Origin of the sequence: Streptomyces sp. NPDC006339, from assembly GCF_040612775.1 — a bacterium.
In the GTDB taxonomy this organism is placed as follows: Bacteria; Actinomycetota; Actinomycetes; order Streptomycetales; family Streptomycetaceae; genus Streptomyces.
In genome coordinates this window covers 77,066-91,012 of sequence record NZ_JBEXQW010000033.1, presented here as the reverse complement: position 1 = coordinate 91,012, position 13,947 = coordinate 77,066, and the positions used below count along the sequence as shown (strand labels likewise).

Here is a 13,947-nt window from a genome sequence, read left to right as displayed (position 1 = left end):
CGCCGGAGTACCAGGCGAGGCCGGAGCGGGCGATGGCCCAGCTCGCGCGGCCGAGGTCGCCCTGGCCGGCGGGGCCGCGCCGCGTCCACGGGAGCAAGCGGGAGCAAGCGCTTTCCATCAATCGCGCGCGAAGCATTGACGAAGCCTCAACACCCCCTTAGCTTCATCGGCGTTGCACTTCGTACGTCATATATGAGACGCGATACGCGAGATCTGAGAGTGCGTCATGGCCTTCGCCGCCCCCAGCCCCATCCCGTCCCGCACCCAGTACGTCCTGGAGGCGATCAAGCACGACATCCTCACCGGCGGTCTCAGTCCCGGCCAGGCCCTGGTGGAGACCGAACTCGCGGCACGCTTCGGGGTGTCGAAGACCCCGGTGCGCGAGGCGCTGAAGACCCTCGCCGGGAGCGGGCTCGTGGTGCTGAACCAGTACAAGGGCGTCACGGTCCGAATGGTCGACACGGACATGGCCCGCGAGGTCTACGACGTGCGGCTGCTCCTCGAACCGGAGGCGGTCCGCAGGACCGTGGCCGCCGGGGCGCCCCTGGACGCCGCCCGTGAGGCGCTGCACCGGGCCGCCGTCGCCGCGGACACCGCCGAACGCTCCCTCGCCAACCGGGAGTTCCACCGGGCGCTCTACCTGCCCTGCGGCAATCCGCTGCTCGGCCGGATGCTGGACGAGGTCCGCGACCAGGCGGCCCTGGTCTCCACCGTGGCCTGGGCGGCGATCCCCTCCTGGGAGCGGGAGGCCGCCGAGCACGAGGAGATCCTGCGCCTCGCCGCCGCCGGGGACGTCGAGGGGGCCGGGCGGGCCGTCCACGACCACATCGCCTCGTTCGTGGCCCGCGCCTTCCCCGAGCCCGAGGAGACGGAGTGAGCATGCGGTTCGACGAGCTGAGGGCCGCGCTCGCCGACGTGGTCGCCATTCCGGTGACCCCGTTCGCCGCCGACGGCGGGCTCGACACCGACACCCACCGGGCGCTGCTGCGCCGCATGCTCGACGCGGGCGTGCGCACCCTCACCCCGAACGGGAACACCGGCGAGTTCTACGCCCTCACTCCCGAAGAGCGCTTCCGGGCCACCGAGTTGACCGTCGAGGAGGCCGCCGGGCGGGCCGCCGTCCTGGTCGGCGTCGGCCATGACCTGCCGACCGCGATCGAGACCGCGCGGCACGCCCGTGACACGGGCGCCGGGATGCTGATGGTGCACCAGCCGGTGCACCCGTACGTCTCCGCCTCCGGCTGGGTGGACTACCACCGGGCCATCGCGGAGTCCGTGCCGGAGCTCGGGATCGTGCCGTATCTGCGCAACCCCCGGCTGAGCGGGACCCGGCTCGCCGAGCTGGCCGACGCCTGCCCGAACGTGATCGGCGTGAAGTACGCCGTCCCGGACGCGGCGCACTTCGCCGGCTTCGCCCGGGACGCGGGCCTGGAACGCTTCGTGTGGGTGGCGGGGCTCGCCGAGCCGTACGCACCCTCGTACTTCGCGGGCGGCGCGACCGGCTTCACCTCCGGTCTCGTCAACGTCGCTCCCGCGCTCTCCCTGGAGATGCTGCACGCCCTGCGCGCGGGCGACTATCCGGCGGCCATGAAGGTGTGGGCGCGGATCCGCCGCTTCGAGGAGCTGCGGGCGGCCGACGGGAGCGCCGACAACGTCACGGTCGTCAAGGAGGCTCTGGCCTCGCTCGGTCTGTGCCGGCGCGACATCCGGCCGCCGAGCCGCCGGCTGCCCGAGGCGGCCCGCGCCGAGGTCGCCGGGATAGCCGCCGGGTGGCCGGTATGAGCGCGGGCGGGGGACGGCGTCCCGAGGAGCTGCGCAGCCACCAGTGGTACGGCACGGACGGCCTGCGGTCCTTCAGCCACCGGGCCAGGACCCGGCAGTTGGGCTATCTGCCCGAGGAGCACCTGGGCAAGCCGGTGATCGCCGTGCTCAACACCTGGTCGGACATCAACCCCTGCCATGTCCATCTGCGCGACCGGGCGCAGGCGGTGAAGCGCGGGGTGTGGCAGGCGGGCGGATTTCCGCTGGAGTTCCCGGTCTCGACGCTGTCGGAGACCTTCCAGAAGCCGACGCCGATGCTCTACCGCAATCTCCTCGCCCTGGAGACGGAGGAGTTGCTGCGCTCGTACCCGGTCGACGGAGCGGTGCTGATGGGCGGCTGCGACAAGTCGACGCCGGCGCTGCTGATGGGTGCGGCCTCGGTGGACCTGCCGGCGGTGTTCGTGCCGGCCGGGCCGATGCTGCCGGGGCACTGGCGCGGGGAGACCCTCGGCTCCGGCACCGACATGTGGAAGTACTGGGACGAGAAGCGGGCCGGGCGGATCGGCGAGTGCGAGCTCGCCGAGCTGGAGAACGGCCTCGCCCGCTCCCCCGGTCACTGCATGACCATGGGCACGGCCTCGACGCTGACGGCCGCGGCGGAGACGCTGGGCGTCACCGTCCCGGGGGCGTCGTCGATCCCGGCGGTGGACTCGGGGCACGACCGGATGGCCGCCGCGTCCGGCATGCGGATCGTGGAGCTGGTGCGGGAGGACGTGCGGCTTTCGCGGATCCTCACCCGCGAGGCGTACGAGGACGCGGTCGCCGCGGTGCTCGCGCTGGGCGGCTCGACGAACGCGGTGATCCATCTGATCGCGATGGCGGGGCGCTCCGGGGTGCGCCTCACGCTCGACGACTTCGACCGGATCGCGCGGACGGTGCCGGTGCTCGCGAACCTGCGGCCGGGCGGGCGGTTCCTGATGGAGGACTTCCACTTCGCCGGCGGCATGCCGGGGTTCCTGTCGCGGCTGACGGACGTGCTGCACCTGGACCGGCCCACGGTCGCGCACCCGACGCTGCGCGCGCAACTGGCGGGGGCCCTGGTCCACGACGAGGAGGTGATCCGGCCTCGGGAGCGGCCGCTGGCGGACGAGGGCGGGGTGGCGGTGCTGCGCGGCAATCTGTGCCCGGACGGGGCGGTGATCAAGCACATCGCGATGGAGCAGCGGCTGCTGAAGCACACTGGTCCGGCCGTCGTCTTCGACGACTACCGCACGATGCAGCGCACCATCGACGATCCCGCGCTCGGCATCACCCCCGACCACGTCCTCGTGCTGCGCGGCGCCGGCCCCAAGGGCGGCCCGGGCATGCCGGAGTACGGGATGCTGCCGATCCCCGCGTACCTGCTCGAGCAGGGCGTGAAGGACATGGTGCGGATCTCCGACGCCCGGATGAGCGGCACGAGTTACGGGGCCTGTGTGCTGCACGTGGCGCCCGAGTCGTACGTCGGCGGGCCGCTCGCGCTGGTCCGCACCGGGGACACGATCACGCTCGACGTCCCCGGCCGCTCGCTCCACCTGAACGTGGACGAGGCGGAGTTGGCGCGTCGCCGAGCGGAGTGGACGCCGCCGCCGGCCCGTTACGAGCGGGGGTACGGCGCCCTCTACAGCGAGCAGATCACGCAGGCGGACACGGGCTGCGACTTCGCGTTCCTGGCCCGGCCGGGTGCCACGCCCGATCCGTACGCGGGCTGAGCCGCCCGCCGCAGCCGCTCCACGGCCCGGTACGGGGCCTTCGCGCCCCGTACCCGGCCCGCACTCCGGTGCCCCTGTCCATATCTCGAACGCCCTTCGCGAAGCGCTTCACCACGCGCCGCACCACGCACCAGAACGGAGCCGCCGTCATGGCCACAGCTATGACCCCACCACCCCGGGCGGTGCGCCCGCCCGGGCGCCGCCGCCCCGGAGGCCCCCCGCGCCGACTGCCGTATCTGCTGATCGCGCCCGCCGGGCTGCTGATGCTGGGCTTCATCGCGTATCCCGTCCTCAGCGTCTTCTACTACAGCCTCCAGCACTACAACCCCACCAAGCCGTGGCGGAACGGCTTCGCGGGGCTCGCGAACTTCACGGAGCTGTTCACCGAGGACCCGCACTTCTGGGGGACGCTGGCCTTCAGCCTCAAGTGGGTCGTGGTCGAGGTGTCGCTCCAACTGCTCTTCGGTCTCGCCCTGGCGCTGATCGTGAACCAGACCTTCGTGGGGCGGGCGCTCGGCCGGGCGCTGGTGTTCTCGCCCTGGGCCGTGTCCGGCGTGCTGACCTCCGCGATCTGGGTGCTGCTCTACAACTCCCAGACCGGCATCAGCCGTTATCTCGCGGACGCCGGCCTCGGCTCGTACGGCACGTCGTGGCTGTCCGACACGGCCACCGTCTTCCCGGCCGCGATCGTGGCCGACCTGTGGCGCGGGGTGCCGTTCTTCGCCATCCTCATCCTCGCCGACCTGCAGTCGATCCCCAAGGACCTGTACGAGGCGGCCGAGGTCGACGGAGCGAGCCGGCTGCGGCAGTTCCGCCACATCACGCTGCCGCACCTCAAGGACGCGATCGTGCTGTCCACGCTGCTGCGGGCGGTGTGGGAGTTCAACAACGTGGACCTGCTGTACACGCTGACCGGCGGCGGGCCCGCCGGCGAGACCACCACCCTGCCGCTGTACATCGCCCACACCAGCGTGGACGCCCATGACTTCGGCTACGCCTCCGCCCTGACCACGGTGGCGTTCGTGATCCTGCTCTTCTGCTCGACGGTGTATCTGCGCCTGAGCAAGTTCGGAGGCGAGAACCGATGACCCTCCTCGACCGGATCGAGGTCCGGGCCGAAGCGGCCGCCCCGCCCGGAACGCCACGGAACCGCAAGCGGCACCGGGCCTGGGACGAGGTGCCCCGCTGGCAGATCTACCTTCCGCTCGGCGCGTATCTGCTCTTCACCCTGATCCCCTTCTACTGGATCCTGCTCTTCGCGCTCCGCCCGGCCGGCTCGACCTCGCTCGTGCCGTGGCCGATGACGACGGCCCACTTCGAGAAGGTGTGGACCGAGCGCAGCTTCGCCACCTACTTCGAGAACAGCGTGTACGTCGGTGTCGCCACGCTCGTCCTGACGACGGTGGTCGCCCTGGCCGGCGGTTACGCGCTGGCGCGCTTCGAGTTCCGGCTGAAGAAGGGCTTCATGCTGGCCCTGCTGTGCTCGCAGTTCGTGCCGGGCGCGCTGCTGCTCGTGCCGCTGTTCCAGATCTTCGCCGGACTGCGGATGATCAATTCGTTCGGCAGCGTCATCATCGCGGAGACCGTGTTCCAACTGCCGCTGTCGATGATCCTCATCAGCGGCTTCATCAGGAACGTGCCGTACTCCCTGGAGGAGGCGGCCTGGGTCGACGGCTGCGGCCGGTTCAGGGCCTTCCGCGTCGTGGTCCTGCCGCTGCTGCGGCCCGGGCTGGTCGCCGTCGGCTCCTTCGCCTTCGTCCACGCCTGGAACCACTTCCTCTTCGCCCTGATGTTCCTCGGCAACCAGGAGAAGCAGACCGTCCCGGTCGGCCTCAACACGCTGATGGGCGCGGACAGCGTCGACCTCGGCGCGCTCGCGGCCGGCGGGGTGATCGCCGCCGTGCCGGTGGTGATCGTCTTCGCCTTCATCCAGAAGTGGCTGGTCACCGGCTTCAGCGCGGGGGCGGTGAAGGGATGAGCGCGCACAGCCCGAACGCCCCCGTCGGTCCGGTCGGCCCGCTCGGCACGCCCGTCCCCGTGGTCCTCGTGGGGGCCCGTGGTCACGGCCGCTGGCATCTGGCCGAGCTGCGCCGCCTCGAAGCGGCGGGGCTCGTCCGGCTGGCCGGGGTCTGCGAGCTGAGCCCGCTGGACGCCACGGAACTGGAGGGTTTCGACGCGCCGCTCCAGTCCGCGGACCTCGACGCGCTGCTCGCCGCGACCGGAGCGCGGATCGCGATCGTCTGCACCCCCATCGCCACCCACGCCGAGCTCGCCCTCGTCGCCGCCCGGCGCGGGGCCCATCTCCTCCTGGAGAAGCCGCCGGCCCCGTCGTACGCGGAGTTCCTGCGGATCTCGGAGGGCGTCGCGGCGGCCGGGGTGGCCTGCCAGGTCGGCTTCCAGTCGCTCGGCTCGCACGCCGTGCCCGCGATCCGCGAGCTGATCGCGGACGGGGCGATCGGCGAACCGCTCGGGGTCGGCGGGGCCGGCGCCTGGGTGCGCGACGAGGCGTACTTCCGGCGGGCGCCGTGGGCGGGACGGCGGCGGCTCGACGGGGTCGACGTCGTCGACGGGGCGCTGACCAACCCACTGGCCCACGCCGTCGCCACCGCCCTCGCGCTCGCGGACAGCCCGCGCGCCGAGGACGTCGTGCACATCGAGACGGAGCTGGCCCGGGCGCACGCCATCGAGTCCGACGACACCTCCTGCGTCCGGATCGTGACCGCGGCCGGCCGGCGGGTGACGGTCGCCGCGACGCTGTGCGCGGAGACGGCGGCCGAGCCGTACGTGGTGGTGCACGGCAGCCGGGGGCGGATCACGTTCTGGTACAAGCAGGACCGGGTGCTGCTCCAGCGGGCGGGCCACGGACCGGTGGAGACCGTGCACGGCCGCACCGGCCTCCTGGAGAACCTGGTCGCCCATGTGACGGCCGGCGCGCGGTTGCTGGTGCCGCCGGAGGAGACGGGCGCGTTCATGCGGGTGGTGGAGGCGGTGCGGTGCGCGCCCGACCCGGTGGAACTGCCGGAGGAGTTCCGCCGGACGGTACGGGGCGAGGGCGGCCCGCGCCGGACCGTGCCCGGGATCGGGCGGCTCGTCGACGAGAGCGCCGAGACGCTGCGGCTGTTCTCCGAGCTCGGCGCGCCCTGGGCGCGGCGGGCCGAGGGGGTGGTCCGGTGAACGCGCCCGATGTGCTGGAGCTCCGCTGCGCGGGGCGGCCGGTGGCCTCGTACACGATCCGGCCCGGCCTGACGCCGCGCCACGCGCCGCGTCCGTATCTGCACCCGGTGACGACCCTGGCCGGGGTGCCGGTCAGCGAGCTGATGCCCGCCGACCATCCGCACCACCTCGGGGTGTCGGTCGCCGTGCCCGATGTGGCCGGCCACAACTTCTGGGGCGGGCGGACCTTCGTACGCGGCCGGGGGCCGACCGAGCTCGCCGACCACGGCAGGCAGCGGCACGAGGGCTTCACCCGGCTCGCTCCGGACGGCTTCACGGAGCGGCTCAGTTGGACGGCCGGTGACGGAGTCGTCCTCCGGGAGGAACGGAAGCTGCGGGTGCGGGCGCTGGGCCCCACCGCCTGGGCGCTCGACCTGGCCTTCGCGCTGACCGACGCCTCGGGGACGGGTCTGTCGATCGGCAGCCCGGCGACCAACGGGCGGCCGGGCGCCGGGTACGGGGGCTTCTTCTGGCGCGCGCCCAAGGAGGCGGCGCCGCCGGAGGTGTTCGGTGCCGCCGGGGACGGGGAGGCGGCCGTGCACGGAGAGCGCGGCGCCTGGGTCGCCCTGGCGGGCGTGGGCTGGACGCTGGTGTTCGCCGGGGCCGACGAGGAGACCCGGCGCGATCCGTGGTTCGTCCGCGCCGCCGAGTATCCGGGCGTCGGCTCCTCCCTCGCGCTCGACCGCCGGCTCGACGTCCCCGCCGGGGGCACGGTGGTACGGCGGGTGGTCACCGTGGTGGCCGACGGCCGGCTCGACCGGGCGGAAGCCGCGACCCTCGCGCGTACGGCGGTGACGCCATGACCGCTCCGTACGGGCGGCGCGCGCTGCCGGCCGGCGACCCGCGGGCCGGGGAGCCGCCGAACGGGGACCTGCGGGCCGGGGACCTGCCGACCGGGGACCTGCCGACCGGGGATCTGCCGACCGGGGATCTGGGCGACGGCACGTACCGCAATCCGGTGCTCGCCGCGGACTGGTCCGATCCCGACGTCGTCCGGGTCGACGACGACTTCTATCTGACGGCGTCCAGCTTCGGGCGGGCCCCGGGCCTGCCGCTGCTGCACTCCCGCGACCTCGTCAACTGGACGCTGGTCGGGCATGCCCTGGACCGGCTGCGGCCGGAGGCGGCGTTCGCCGCGCCCCGGCACGACGCCGGGGTGTGGGCGCCGTCGCTGCGCCACCACGACGGCCGGTTCTGGATCTTCTGGGGCGATCCCGACCACGGGATCTTCCAGGTCAACGCCCCGTCGGTGCGCGGTCCGTGGAGCGAGCCGCACCTGGTGAAGGCGGGCCGCGGGCTGATCGACGCGTGCCCGCTGTGGGACGAGGAGACCGGCGAGGCGTATCTGGTGCACGCCTGGGCCAAGTCCCGGGCGGGCTTCAACAACCGGCTGACCGGGCACCGGATGAGCCCGGACGGCACCCGGCTCCTGGACGCGGGGACGACGCTCGTCGACGCCGACCGGATCCCCGGCTGGTTCACCCTGGAGGGGCCCAAGCTGTACCGGCACGACGGCTGGTTCTGGATCCTCGCGCCGGCCGGCGGGGTGGCCACGGGCTGGCAGGGCGCCTTCCGCTCACGGTCGTTCACCGGCCCGTACGAGGAGCGGGTCGTGCTGGCGCAGGGCGACACCCCGGTCAACGGCCCCCACCAGGGCGGCTGGGTGCGCACCCCGCGGGGCGAGGACTGGTTCCTGCACTTCCAGCAGCGCGGGGCCCACGGCCGGGTGGTCCACCTCCAGCCGATGCGCTGGGACGCCGACGGGTGGCCGGTGCTCGGCCGCGACGGGGCGCCCGTGCTCGTCCATCCGAAGCCGGACCTGCCGGCCCAGCCGCCGTCGGCGCCCGCGCACGACGACCGGTTCCCCGGTGGGCGGTTCGGGCGTCAGTGGCAGTGGACGGCCAACCCGGCGGAGGGCTGGACCGTCGGCCACGCGGGCGACGGGCTGCGCCTGACCTGCGGACGGACCGAGCTCCTGGACGATCTGCGGGCCCTGCCGCAGATCCTCACCCAGCGGATGCCCGCCCGGGCCTGCGCAGTGGAGGTGGAACTGCGCCTCGACGCGCGGGCGACGGCGCCGGGCGCGCGAGCCGGACTGGTGGTCCTCGGCGACGCCTACGGCTGGATCGGGCTGGCCCGTGAGGGCGACGGCTCGGTGCGGCTCGTCCACCGCTTCGCCCCGGCCGGCGCCGACCGGGAGCGGGACGCGGCGCCGTCCTTGCCCGCGCCCGAGGGCCGGGCCTCGCTGCGGATCGAACTCACCGCCGACGCGCGGTGCCGCTTCGCGGCCGACACGGGCGACGGCTTCGTACCGCTCGGCCGGGAATTCGCCGCCACGCCCTGGCGGTGGGTCGGGGCGCTGCTCGGCCTGTTCGCCGCGGCGCCGCCCGGGACGGGGCACGCCGGGACGGCCGAGTTCACCGCGTTCCGCATCACCCCGTAAGACCGCAACCCCCCATCCCCCGCACGACCCGAGAGAAGAGAGCCGACGATGAACGTCTTCCGTGGCGGACGGCACAGAGCCGCCTGCGCCCTCGCCCTGACCACCGTGCTCGCGCTGACCGTCTCCGCCTGCGGCGACGGCGGCAGCGGCGCCGCCGGCGACAAGGGCGGCGAGGGCTCGGGCAAGGGCGAGATCACCTTCTGGGACAACAACGGCGGTGTCCGCACCGACATCTGGAAGGAGATCATCGCCGACTTCGAGAAGGCGAACCCCGACATCGAGGTGAAGTACGTCGGGATCGCCTCCAAGGAGGTCCAGTCGAAGTACGACACGGCCATCCAGGGCGGCGGTCTGCCCGACGTCGGCGGCGTCGGCGCGGCCATGCTGGCCGGGATCGCCGCGCAGAACGCCCTGGAGCCCCTGGACGCGCGGCTCGAGGCGAGCCCGCTGAAGGGCAAGCTCAACGCGGGCATGGTGGAGAGCGTGAAGTCGGCCGGCGGCCAGGGGAAGCTGTTCACCGTCCCCACCTCCGCCAACAACGGCGTCCTGTACTACCGCACCGATCTGTTCCAGGCGGCCGGCCTGAAGGAGCCCACCACGTGGTCTGCGTTCTACACGGCCGCCGAGAAGCTGACGGACCGGACGAAGAACCGCTTCGGCTACACGATCCGCGGCGGTGCCGGGTCCGTCGCCCAGGCCCTGGACGCCATGTACGGCCAGAGCGGCATCACCGACTTCTGGAAGGGTGACAGGACCACCGTCAACGACCCGGCGAACGTGGCGGCGCTGGAGAAGTACGCCGGACTGTTCAAGCGGACCACCCCCGCGGCCGACGTCAACAACGACTTCACCAAGATGGTCGCGCAGTGGGACAGCGGCGAGATCGGCATGCTCAACCACAACCTGGGCTCCTACCAGGACCATGTGAAGGCGCTCGGCACAGAGAAGTTCCGGGGCATCCCCAACCCGACCAGGGACGACGGCACCCGGGTGCAGGTGTCCAACCCGGTCGACGGCCTCGGTCTGTTCTCCTCCAGCAAGAACAAGGCGGCGGCCTGGAAGTTCATCGAGTACGCCGCCTCCCATGAGGCCAACAGCAAGTGGAACAGGTCGGCGGGCGCCATCCCGTCGAACACCGAGGCCGCGAAGGACGCCTGGATCCAGGCGTCCGAGCCGACGAGGCTGGCCGCCGAGAGCCTCTTCAGCGGCAGGACCAGGATCGTCGAGCTGCCGTACTACCTGCCGGACTGGAACACCATCTCGAAGGCCGACAACGAGCCCGCCTTCCAGAAGGTGCTGCTCGGCACGATGTCCGCCAAGGACTTCCTCGACGGCCTCGCCGAGCAGCTCAACGAGGCGCAGGCCGAGTGGAAGAGCCTGGGCCGGTGACCGTGACCCGCCGCGGTCTGCTGGCGGCCGGGGCGGGCCTCGCGCTCGCCCCGGCCGGGGCAGCGGCCGCCGTCGCAGCCCCGAGGGGGACCCGTATGCGCACCCTGTACCTCGCGGGCGACTCCACCGCCGCCCGGAAATACGCCGACGCCGCGCCCGAGACCGGCTGGGGCATGGCCCTCCCGTTCTTCCTGCACCGGGACGTCACGGTGGCCAACCACGCGGTCGACGGCCGCAGCACCAGGAGCTTCCTGGCCGAGGGACGGCTCGACCCCGTCCTGCGGGCCGTGCGGCCCGGAGACGTGCTGATCGTCCAGTTCGGCCACAACGACCAGAAGACCACCGACCCGGCGCGCGGCACCGACCCGTGGACGACGTACCAGGAGAACCTGCGGGTGTTCGTGGCCGGCGCCCGCGAGCGCGGGGCGCTGCCGGTCCTGGCGACCTCGGTCGAACGGCGCCGCTTCGACGCCGCCGGGACGGCGCTGCGCACCCTCGGGGAGTACCCGGCCGCGATGCGGGCGGTGGCGCGGGAGGACGACGTCCCGCTGCTCGACGTGGAGGCGCTGTCCCTGGCGCTGTGGCAGCGGCTGGGGCCGGAGGCGACGAAGGCGTACTTCAACTGGACACCGGCCGAGCAGGACAACACGCACTTCAACCCGCCGGGCGCGATCGAGGTGGCCCGGCTGGTGGCGGGCGAGCTGCTGCGCACGGGGGTCCTCGCGCCGCGCGAGACGCGCCGTCTGGACGACGGGATACCCGCCGGGTGGATCACCTGGCCCGATTCGGAGGAGAGCTGAGCATGCGGCACGACCGGAGAGCACGCGGAGCACGGCACGGCGGGACGGCGTGGGCGGCGGGAGCGGTCGCACTGGCGGCGGCGATCGCCGGCCCGGTGCCGGCCGCCCAGGCGGGACCGACGGAGCAGGCCGGGCGGGGAGGCTCCGCGACGTCGTCCCCCGAGCGGGCCGTGCTCGGCGCACGGGACGGCTGGGCCTCGGACGGTACGGGGACGACCGGCGGCTCCGCGGCCGCCGCGTCCCGGGTCTTCACGGTCACCACCTGGGAGGAGTTCCGGGCGGCGCTCGCCGTGCCGGGCACCGAGCCGCGGATCGTCCGGGTCGTGGGGACGCTGGACGCGACGGCCGCGGGCTGCTCGGCGTTCGAGGAGCCCGGCTACGACTTCGGCGCCTACCTCGCCGCGTACGACCCGAAGGTGTGGGGGTACGAGAAGGAGGTCAGCGGCCCCCAGGAGGACCTGCGGGCGGCGTCGGCGGCCCGCCAGGGCCAGGCGGTCAAGGTGAAGGTGCCGGCCAACACCACCGTCATCGGGGTCGGCCGCTCGGCCGGCATCACCGGCGGCAGTCTGCAGATCACGGGCGTGGACAACGTCATCGTCCGCAACCTCACCCTGGAGAGCCCGCTGGACTGCTTCCCGCAGTGGGACCCGACCGACGGGGCGACGGGGGCGTGGAACTCCGAGTACGACAGCATGGTGGTGTACGGCTCCACGCACGTGTGGATCGACCACAACACGTTCACCGACGGGGCCCACCCCGACTCCTCGCTGCCCTCGTACTACGGGGAGCTGTACCAGCGGCACGACGGCGAGCTGGACATCGTGCGGGGCGCGGACCTGGTGACGGCCTCGTGGAACGTGTTCGCCGACCACGACAAGACGCTGATGATCGGCAACAGCGACGGCGCGGGCGCCACGGACCGCGGCAAGCTGCGGGTGACCCTGCACCACAACCTGTTCCGGAACGTGGTCGAGCGGGCGCCGCGGGTCCGGTTCGGCAAGGTCGACGCGTACAACAACCACTTCGTCGTGCCGGGTTCCACGTACGCGTACTCGTTCGGCATCGGGCAGGAGTCGCAACTGGTCGCGGAGAAGAACGCGTTCACGCTCGCCGAGGGTGTCCCGGCCGGGAGGATCCTCAAGAAGTGGAAGGACGCTCCGGTCACCACGTCCGGCAATCTCGTCAACGGCCGGGCGGTCGATCTGCTCGCCGTGCACAACGCCGAGTTCCCGGGTGAGGTGCTGCGCGCGGACGCGGGCTGGACGCCCGTGCTGCGCGCCCGGGTCGACCGGCCGCAGGCGGTGCCGGGTCTGGTCGGTCACCGCGCCGGCGCGGGTCGCGCCCTGCGCTGAGCCCCGCCCGCTCCCGTCCGTTCCGGCCCGCTCCTCCCCCGTACCGCCGGTGCGGCGCCGTCTGCCGTCCGTCGCGGCGGCCCCGCACCGGCCCCCTCCCCCACTGCAAGGAGCCCCGTCATGCCTTCGACCAGCCGCCGTGCCCTGCTCACCGCGGGCGCCGGCGCGGCACTCGCCCTCGCCGTGCCCACCGGGGCGCACGCCCGGGAACGGAGCCGCCCCTTCGGCCGCTTCGGTTCGCCCGGGGCGCGGCTCACCCCGCGCACGCTGTACGTGCACCCGGGCGGTCTCGGCGACCACACCACCGTCCAGGCGGCGGTGTCGGCCGCCGTCGGGGCCGGCTGGACGCTGGTCCTGGCGCCCGGCACGTACCGTGAGACCGTCGCGGTGAGCCCGGCCCGTACGGACATGACGTGGATCGGGGCGAGCGAGAACGCCCGGGACGTCGTCGTGGTGTACGACAACGCGGCCGGCACGCTCCGCCCCGACGGCACTCCGTACGGCACGACCGGGTCGGCGACCACGACCGTGCAGGCCGACGGGTTCACCGCTCACTGGGTGACCTTCGCCAACGACTTCCTGCGCAGTGACCTTCCCGGCAACAGCGGCACGCAGGCCGTCGCCCTGAAGACGCAGGGCGACCGGTCGGCGTTCTGGCACTGCCGTTTCCTCGGCCACCAGGACACCCTGTACGCCGACTCGACGGCGCTGTCGCAGGTCGCCCGGCAGTATTTCGCGCACTGCCACATCGAGGGCGACGTCGACTTCGTCTTCGGCCGGGCGACCGCGGTCTTCGCGCACTGCCGCTTCCACACCCTGCTGCGGGAGGACCGGACGGACGCGCCGCTGGGCTTCGTCTTCGCGCCGTCGACCGCGCGCACCACCCCGTACGGCTTCCTCGCGTCCCGCTGCCGCGTGACGAGCGAGGCACCGGACGGCTTCTACAAGCTGGCCCGGCCGTGGGTGCCGGGCTCGGACCCGACGGCCCGGCCGTCGCTGGTGGTGCGCGACAGCGTGCTCGGGCCGGGGATCGACGCCGTCGCCCCGTACGCGAACATGCGCGAGACCTTCCCGTGGCAGCGGCAGCGCTTCGCCGAGTACCGCAACACCGGTCCGGGCGCCGAGGTCTCCGTCCCGGAGAACCGGCCCCAACTGACGGCCGGGCAGGCCGCGTCCGCGACCCGGACCGCGTATCTCGGGGACTGGGACCCGCGCGGCACGCTCGGCCGCTGACGGCC

General features: G+C 73.3%; 12 protein-coding genes. All 12 read left to right on the top strand.

Annotated features, from left to right (window positions below):
- Positions 1-226 precede the first annotated feature (226 nt).
- The 12 genes from ABZ135_RS25585 (at position 227) to ABZ135_RS25530 (ending at position 13,942) form a co-directional block, all read left to right on the top strand.
- On the top strand, positions 227-877 hold the full coding sequence (locus tag ABZ135_RS25585) for a GntR family transcriptional regulator (RefSeq protein ID WP_356698588.1): 651 nt from the start codon (positions 227-229) through the stop codon (positions 875-877).
- Positions 874-1,782, top strand: a complete 909-nt coding sequence (locus ABZ135_RS25580; RefSeq protein ID WP_356698587.1) for a dihydrodipicolinate synthase family protein — start codon at positions 874-876, stop codon at positions 1,780-1,782. Before ABZ135_RS25585 ends, ABZ135_RS25580 begins: the two co-directional genes overlap by 4 nt.
- Positions 1,779-3,512, top strand: a complete 1,734-nt coding sequence (araD, locus tag ABZ135_RS25575) for an L-arabinonate dehydratase (protein ID WP_356698586.1) — start codon at positions 1,779-1,781, stop codon at positions 3,510-3,512. Before ABZ135_RS25580 ends, araD begins: the two co-directional genes overlap by 4 nt.
- A gap of 161 nt (positions 3,513-3,673) precedes the next feature.
- A complete protein-coding gene (locus tag ABZ135_RS25570; RefSeq protein WP_356698597.1) occupies positions 3,674-4,600 on the top strand; it encodes a sugar ABC transporter permease in 927 nt (308 codons plus the stop codon).
- Positions 4,597-5,490, top strand: coding sequence for a carbohydrate ABC transporter permease (locus ABZ135_RS25565; RefSeq protein WP_356698585.1), 894 nt, complete (start codon positions 4,597-4,599; stop codon positions 5,488-5,490). Before ABZ135_RS25570 ends, ABZ135_RS25565 begins: the two co-directional genes overlap by 4 nt.
- Positions 5,487-6,686, top strand: coding sequence for a Gfo/Idh/MocA family oxidoreductase (locus tag ABZ135_RS25560; protein WP_356698584.1), 1,200 nt, complete (start codon positions 5,487-5,489; stop codon positions 6,684-6,686). The genes ABZ135_RS25565 and ABZ135_RS25560 overlap by 4 nt, the downstream gene beginning before the upstream one ends.
- Positions 6,683-7,528, top strand: a complete 846-nt coding sequence (locus ABZ135_RS25555; RefSeq protein WP_356698583.1) for a PmoA family protein — start codon at positions 6,683-6,685, stop codon at positions 7,526-7,528. The genes ABZ135_RS25560 and ABZ135_RS25555 overlap by 4 nt, the downstream gene beginning before the upstream one ends.
- 128 nt (positions 7,529-7,656) lie before the next feature.
- Positions 7,657-9,168 carry a family 43 glycosylhydrolase gene (locus ABZ135_RS25550; protein WP_356698596.1) on the top strand — a complete coding sequence of 504 codons (1,512 nt, stop codon included), beginning with the start codon at positions 7,657-7,659 and terminating at the stop codon, positions 9,166-9,168.
- A gap of 48 nt (positions 9,169-9,216) precedes the next feature.
- On the top strand, positions 9,217-10,557 hold the full coding sequence (locus ABZ135_RS25545; RefSeq protein WP_356698582.1) for a sugar ABC transporter substrate-binding protein: 1,341 nt from the start codon (positions 9,217-9,219) through the stop codon (positions 10,555-10,557).
- Positions 10,554-11,357: a rhamnogalacturonan acetylesterase gene (locus ABZ135_RS25540; protein WP_356698581.1), complete on the top strand. Its 804-nt coding sequence runs from the start codon at positions 10,554-10,556 to the stop codon at positions 11,355-11,357. Before ABZ135_RS25545 ends, ABZ135_RS25540 begins: the two co-directional genes overlap by 4 nt.
- 2 nt (positions 11,358-11,359) lie before the next feature.
- On the top strand, positions 11,360-12,709 hold the full coding sequence (locus tag ABZ135_RS25535) for a polysaccharide lyase family 1 protein (protein WP_356698580.1): 1,350 nt from the start codon (positions 11,360-11,362) through the stop codon (positions 12,707-12,709).
- Between the two features lie 120 nt (positions 12,710-12,829).
- Complete coding sequence (locus ABZ135_RS25530; RefSeq protein ID WP_356698579.1) at positions 12,830-13,942, top strand: pectinesterase family protein; 1,113 nt, start codon at positions 12,830-12,832, stop codon at positions 13,940-13,942.
- The last annotated feature ends 5 nt before the right edge of the window (positions 13,943-13,947 follow it).

Coding starts and splice junctions, on each gene's coding strand:
- ABZ135_RS25585 (WP_356698588.1), top strand. CDS start 227: ATGGCCTTCGCCGCCCCCAGCCCCATCCCGTCCCGCACCCAGTACGTC.
- araD (WP_356698586.1), top strand. CDS start 1,779: ATGAGCGCGGGCGGGGGACGGCGTCCCGAGGAGCTGCGCAGCCACCAG.
- ABZ135_RS25570 (WP_356698597.1), top strand. CDS start 3,674: ATGACCCCACCACCCCGGGCGGTGCGCCCGCCCGGGCGCCGCCGCCCC.
- ABZ135_RS25565 (WP_356698585.1), top strand. CDS start 4,597: ATGACCCTCCTCGACCGGATCGAGGTCCGGGCCGAAGCGGCCGCCCCG.
- ABZ135_RS25560 (WP_356698584.1), top strand. CDS start 5,487: ATGAGCGCGCACAGCCCGAACGCCCCCGTCGGTCCGGTCGGCCCGCTC.
- ABZ135_RS25545 (WP_356698582.1), top strand. CDS start 9,217: ATGAACGTCTTCCGTGGCGGACGGCACAGAGCCGCCTGCGCCCTCGCC.
- ABZ135_RS25535 (WP_356698580.1), top strand. CDS start 11,360: ATGCGGCACGACCGGAGAGCACGCGGAGCACGGCACGGCGGGACGGCG.
- ABZ135_RS25530 (WP_356698579.1), top strand. CDS start 12,830: ATGCCTTCGACCAGCCGCCGTGCCCTGCTCACCGCGGGCGCCGGCGCG.